The 6,571-nt window shown below is 71.9% G+C and carries 3 protein-coding genes; all 3 read left to right on the top strand.

Features of this window, described 5'->3' with window-relative positions:
* Positions 1 to 173: 173 nt before the first annotated feature.
* Positions 174 to 2,372, top strand: a complete 2,199-nt coding sequence (locus ACFVVL_RS23670) for an MMPL family transporter (RefSeq protein ID WP_380296836.1) — start codon at positions 174 to 176, stop codon at positions 2,370 to 2,372.
* A gap of 180 nt (positions 2,373 to 2,552) precedes the next feature.
* Positions 2,553 to 3,098, top strand: coding sequence for a hypothetical protein (locus ACFVVL_RS23675; RefSeq protein WP_387678301.1), 546 nt, complete (start codon positions 2,553 to 2,555; stop codon positions 3,096 to 3,098).
* A 525-nt stretch (positions 3,099 to 3,623) separates the two neighbouring features.
* Positions 3,624 to 6,571: hypothetical protein (locus ACFVVL_RS23680; RefSeq protein WP_387678304.1), on the top strand; the 2,948-nt coding region annotated here is incomplete at its 3' end.

Below are 6,571 nucleotides of genomic sequence, written 5' to 3' on the forward strand. Positions count from 1 at the left end.
CGGCTGCCCGCTCCCTCGCCCCTCCCGATCCCGCCTACTGCGAACGCAGTAGGCGAAGCCGTGCGCCGCGCCGGATGGCGCGGTCACGCCCCGGGCAACCGCTGCGGCCGGCCGGAGACGGCGGCGGCGCGGAACCGGACGATAGGGCACTGAATTGAAGGGAACGGAGAATCATGTCAACCCTTGCACGCTGGTGTTATCACCACCGCTTCGTCGTGATCATCGCCTGGGTGGGGCTCCTGATCGGGCTGGCGCTGATGTCGGGGGCCGTGAAGACGGCGTACGACAACTCGCTCAGTCTGCCGGGAACCGGATCGGGCAAGGCTCAGGAACTGCTGCAGCGGGCGGCGCCGTCCCAGGCCGGTGACTCCGACCAGATCGTGTGGCAGGTGAAGGAGGGCGCCGTCACCGACCCGGCCATCGAGCAGCGGATGTCGGCGATGCTCAACGACGTCTCGCACATGCCCGCGGTGGCCTCGGTCGTCAGCCCCTACGCCGAGGGCGGCCAGATCCAGGTCAGCCAGGACAAGCGCACCGCCTACGCCACGGTCAACTTCGACGAGGCCGCCGACAACCTGGACAAGGCGGACATCAAGCGGGTGATCGACGCCGCGACGGCGGCGCAGCAGCCCGGCCTCGCGGTCGAGCTCGGCGGCAAGGGCATCACGGCGGCGGAGGAGACCCCGGCGTCGGACGCCTCGGCGATCGGCATCATCGCGGCGGCCGTCATCCTCCTGATCGCCTTCGGATCGCTGCTGGCGATGGCCCTGCCGATCGTGACCGCGGTGGCGGGCGTGGGCAGCGGCATGATGCTGATGGCCCCGCTCAGCCACATGATGTCCGTGAACGGCATCGCCCCGATCCTCGGTGCGCTGATCGGCCTCGGCGTCGGCGTCGACTACGCGCTGTTCATCGTGACCCGGCACCGCCGCGGCCTCGGCTCCGGACTGGACCCGGAGGAGTCGACCGTCCAGGCCATCAACACCTCCGGGCGCGCCGTGCTGTTCGCCGGCGGCACGGTCTGCATCGCCCTGCTCGGCCTGCTCAGCGTCAACCTGGAGTTCATCAACGGCCTGGCCGTCCCGGCCGCGATGACCGTGGTCTGCACCGTGGTCGCCGCCGTCACGCTGCTCCCCGCCCTGCTCGGCGTCTTCGGCATGCGCGTGCTGAGCCGCAAGCAGCGCCGCGCGATGCAGGCCGGTACGGCGGTCCAGACGGAGAGCGACAACGGCCTGTGGGCGCGCTGGTCGCGCATCGTGCCGCGCTTCCCGGCGGTGCTGACCGTCCTGGGCCTCGCGGTGATGATCGTGGTGTCGGCCCCCGTGTTCAGCCTGCGGCTCGGCTTCGCCGACGCCTCCAACGACGCGACCTCGACCCACACGTACAAGTCCTACCAGATGCTCGCCAAGGGCTTCGGCCCCGGCTTCAACGGCCCGCTGGTCCTGGTCTCCGAGGCGAAGAACCCGACCGACCTCGCCGCGGTGGAGAAGCTCGACCAGGCGCTGGCCGCCGTGCCCGGCGTGGCCGCCGTGGAGAGCGCGCCCCCGCAGACCGCGGAGGGCAGCACCTCGTCGATCGTGATCACCCAGGTCATCCCGACCACGGCCCCGCAGGACGAGGCCACCTCCGACCTGATCAACCACCTGCGCGACACGGTCGTCCCGCAGTACACCCAGGGCACCTCCCTCCAGGTGTACGTCGGCGGGCTGACGGCCACCTTCATCGACTTCGCGACGGTGACCAGTGAGAAGCTGCCCTGGCTGCTGATCACCATCGTGGGCTTCAGCTTCCTGCTGCTCGTCCTCGCCTTCCGCAGCCTGCTCATCCCGGCGGTCACCGCCGTGCTCAACCTGCTGTCGGCGGCGGCCTCGTTCGGTGTCCTCACCGCCTTCTTCCAGTGGGGCTGGGGCACCGACCTGTTCGGCCTCGGCGCACCCAGCCCGATCGAGGGCTACCTGCCGGAGCTGGTGCTCGCCGTCCTGTTCGGCCTCTCCATGGACTACCAGGTCTTCCTGGTCAGCAGGATGGCCGAGGAGTGGGCGATCTCCCGCGACAACGCCCGGTCGGTGCTGGCCGGCGTGACCCACACCGCACGGGTGATCACCGCCGCGGCGCTGATCATGATCGCGGTGTTCACCGCCTTCATCTTCACCGGCCAGCGCGGCATCGCCGAGTTCGGTGTCGGCCTCGCGGCCGCCGTGGCACTGGACGCCTTCGTGCTGCGGACGGTGCTCGTGCCGGCGGTGATGTACATGTGTGGCAAGGCCAACTGGTGGCTGCCGGAGTGGCTGGACCGCCGCCTCCCGCATCTGGCCATCGAGCCGTCCGTCGAGGAGCCGCCGGCCCGCGTTCCCGGTCCCGCCCTCGTCTGACGGGGCACCCGCACGGCGCCGGGGGTGCCCGGCGCACATCCGTCCGATCGGCGACCGGGTGCCGGGGTCGACCCCCGGTCACCCGTCGCCGTCGGCCACCCTCCTCCCGCGTGCTCGTGAACTCCGGCGGTGCCGGAGAGACGGGGTGGCCGGTCTCTTTCGTTGTCCCGGAGGTTGCTGATGCCGTCGACGGTGGGGCTCGTGGAGGACCTGGAGGAATGGGCGTGGCGCGAGGTCGAACGACTTCGCTGTGAGACGGCCCAGTTGGCCATCGCCCTCGGGGAGGTGGAGAAGGAGCTGTCACGGCTGGCCGGTGCCCGGGAGACGATGCGGCGGGCGCTGCGGGCGCTGCGCCCGGACCTCGCGGAATGCGCGGGCCCGGCGGCTCCCGCCGGGGCCGGCCGGTCCGGCGGCGCCGCCCCCGCGGACGCCCCGGCGGACGGGGCGGTCGCGGCCGGCGCCGGGCCGGGCGCGGGGATCCGGGTGACCGTGCCGGTGCGGGAGCCCGGGATGGACCTGACGGCGCTCCCGGGGATCTACCGGCGGCTGGCGCAGATCCTGAACGACTCGCGGACGAGCCTGCAGGCCCACGAGTTGACCCGGCTGCTCGGACTGGAGCTGACCGCCTCCGCCGTGGAGGGCGTGCGGGCGCGGGCGAAGCGCCTGGTCGCGCGCGGCTGGGCGGTGCAGGCGGGCCGGGGCCGGTTCGCCGCGCCGCCGGCCTGAGCGCCGCCGGCCCGAGCGCCGCTCACCTGAGCGCCGCTCACCTGAGCGCCGCCGCTCCGAGCACCGCCCGCCCCGGGTTTCCGCCCGGCGGAGCGCCGCCCGCCCGACCGGCCGCCGTCCGGCGCGTGCGTCCGTCGGAGTGTTCCTGAGCGGCCGGGGAGTGAACCTGGGCCACGTCGGACACTCCGGACAGTTCATCAGAACATCATCAAGTCGCACTGCGCTCATTCTGGCTCCCTTTCCCCGCCTCCCCGGCACGTGAGCGCAGGGTCGAAAGGACCTCTGATGACGCGCTGTCCGCCCACACCCCCGCCCCAGGGCCCCGGACCTGACGGACGCTCCGCCCGCCGGCCACCGGGCCGGGCCGTCACCCTGCTGGCGGCCTTCGCGGCGGCCGTCGCCTCGCTGACCGCCCCGGCCCTCGCCGCCGGACCCGCCGACGGCCGCGCCGCCACGGCGGCCGACCGGCCCGCCGCGGCGCGGCCGGCGGACCCCCAAGCGGGCCGGCAGGGCCGGCAGCAGCCGGTGACCCTGGAGAAGACCGGCACCGACCTCGCCACCGGCAGCACGACCACCACCGCCCACGGCGACACCGTCCGCTGGGTGGTCTCCGCCACCAACCCGGAGACGGTCCCGGTCTCCACCACCGTCACCGACGTCATCCAGGGCGGCCCGGGCAGCACCCCGCAGGCCCAGACCTACGTGCCCGGCTCGCTCCAGGTGCCGCCGGGCTACAGCAAGCAGTGGTCCACCGACGGCGGCACCACCTTCGCCGCCACCGACCCGGGCACGGCCACCAACGCCGTCCGGGCGACCAACCCGAGGCTCTCGGGACCGGCCACCGGTGACGTGGTCCAGATCCCGCCGCCCCTCACCCCGGTCAACACGGCCACCGGCGGCGACGGCTTCACCCCCATCCTCTACACCGCCACGATCAACGGCGTCCCCACGCCCGAGGCCTGGAACATCTACCACCACGGGTTCTCCAACGAGGCCAGCGTGGTCTGCACCGACCTGCTCACCAACGGCCCCTGCCCGACCCCGAGCGGCGCCCCCGCCGTCTGGCCCCAGGCGCTGAACTCCTCGGTGGCCGGAGAGACCACCGGCGACCTCGGCAGCACCCGCACCCCGACCTACGTGCAGATCGGCTCCAAGCTGTACTACGCCGCGATCAGCCGGCTCACCCTCGGACTGATCGGCGTCGGCTGCATCGACCTCCAGACCCAGGCCAGCTGCGGCTTCACCGCCCTCCAGACCGGCACCGGACTGGTCGTCGGCGGCGTGGTCCAGGCCCCGAACCAGCTGATCTACGCGGTCTCCGGCACCGGCGAGATCCTCTGCTTCGACCCCGCCACCAACGCCTCCTGCGGCACCTTCGGCATCGGCCTGCCGCCCAACGAGGGCCAGGACGTCTTCAGCGGCGACTACGCGGGCATCATGCGGGTCGTCAACGGCAAGATCTACGTCACGGACAACACGCTGGCCCCGCTGCCCACGGTGATGTCCTGCTTCGACCCGTCGACCAACACCGCCTGCACCGGCTGGGCCGTGCCGAAGACCGTGGTCACCCCGACCGGCACCGAGCCGGCCCGGGCCGACAACATCTTCGAGACGTACGACGCGGCGGGCACCGTCCTCGGCGTCTGCACCGCGGTCGGCGGCTTCTACCAGGAGGTCGTCCCGCCGGTCGGCACCGTCGTCTGCTTCGACCTGACGGGCAATCCGATCGCCGCGCCGCCCGGCCTGCAGACGCTGCTCATGACCAACGTCGCCCTCGGCGAGGCCAACTTCCAGGTGCCGTTGACCATCGTCGCCCCCAACGGGCACCTGGAGACCGAGTTCCCGCTCTGGATCTACCGGGGCATCACCCCGACCTCCAACAGCACCGAGTACTGCTACGACTGGAACACCCAGGCGCCCTGCACCCAGTACGGCACCAACGGCATCGTGAACGGGCCGCTCAACGTCAACGGCGGCGACACCCGCCCGTACGGCTTCGCCTACGACGGCCAGTGCAAGTACAGCCTCGGTGACACCGGCTACCTGTTCTCGATCGACCCGGTCACCGGCGCCTCGCCCTGCCTCAAGACCAAGGCCCAGGCCACCATCAACCCGTCGGCGTACTACTGCGACGGGGCCACCGGGCACGTGCGGTCCTACGGGACGGTCAGCCTCGCCGGCATCGACCCGACGACCGTCGACTTCGCCCAGTCCACGGTGACCGTGCTGGCCGCCGACGGCACCCCCCTCGGCACCTTCCCGTTCGACCCGGCCACGGGCACGGCGGACATCTCCTCCGTCCCGATCGCCGACCAGCCGATCCAGGTGATCGGCAACATCGACCTCGTCAGCGGCGCCTCCTTCACCCCGGACAACCATCCGGTGATGCAGGTGACCTTCGTCGGTGACGCCCCGCAGATCTGCTACCGGACCACCGTCGCCACGGACTGCGCCGTCACCTCGATCACCGACCAGGCGTCCGCCGTCACCAACGGCGGGACCCCCGTCACCTCCAACACCGTCACCCTCCAGGTGACCCCGGGACCGGAGTGCGCGCCGCAACTGAAGATCGAGAAGGAGGTCTGCACCTCGGCGAACGCGGCCGACTGCGTCGACGGAGGCCCCGGCCCCTGGGCGAAGAACGCGACGCTGCTCCCCGGCGCCACGGCGTACTGGCGGATCACGGTGACCAACAGCGGGACCGTCCCGGTCACCGGGATCACGCTGGAGGACAGCGTCTCGCCGTCGTGCGTGACCGCTGCGGGGACGTTCGATCTCGCGGTGGGCGCGTCCCATCAGGTGTTCTGCGATCTGACGAACGTCACCCAGCACACGGTGAACACCGTGACGGCGTCCTTCCCGGGCCCGGGCGGGGAGACGATCACCACGCCGCCGTCCGAGGCGATCGTGGACGTGCAGTCGCTGGCGATCGACAAGGAGGTCTGCACCTCGGCCGACGCCGCCGACTGTGCCATCGGCGGCCCGGGTCCGTGGGCGAAGGCCACGACGGTGGCGTCGGGTGCCACGGCGTACTGGCGGATCACGGTGACCAACACCGGGAGCGTTCCGGTCACCGGGATCACGTTGGCGGACAGTGTCTCGCCGTCGTGCGTGACCGCTGCGGGGACGTTCGACCTGGCGGTGGGCGCTTCTCACCAGGTGTTCTGTGATCTGACGAACGTTACGCAGCACACGGTGAACTCCGTGACGGCGTCGTTCCCGGGTCAGGGTGGGGAGACGGTCACCACGCCGCCGTCGGAGGCGACGGTGGACGTGACACCGCCGCCGCTGCCGGAGCTGAGCATCAACAAGGAGGTCTGCACCTCGGCCGACGCCGCCGACTGCGTCGACGGTGGTCCGGGTCCGTGGGCGAAGGCCACGACGGTGGCGTCGGGTGCGACGGCGTACTGGCGGATCACGGTGACGAACACCGGGACGGTGCCGGTCACGGGGATCACGTTGGCGGACAGTGT

Source organism: Kitasatospora sp. NPDC058115, assembly GCF_042884635.1.
Classification (GTDB): Bacteria; Actinomycetota; Actinomycetes; order Streptomycetales; family Streptomycetaceae; genus Kitasatospora.

Coding starts and splice junctions, on each gene's coding strand:
- ACFVVL_RS23670 (WP_380296836.1), top strand. CDS start 174: ATGTCAACCCTTGCACGCTGGTGTTATCACCACCGCTTCGTCGTGATC.
- ACFVVL_RS23675 (WP_387678301.1), top strand. CDS start 2,553: ATGCCGTCGACGGTGGGGCTCGTGGAGGACCTGGAGGAATGGGCGTGG.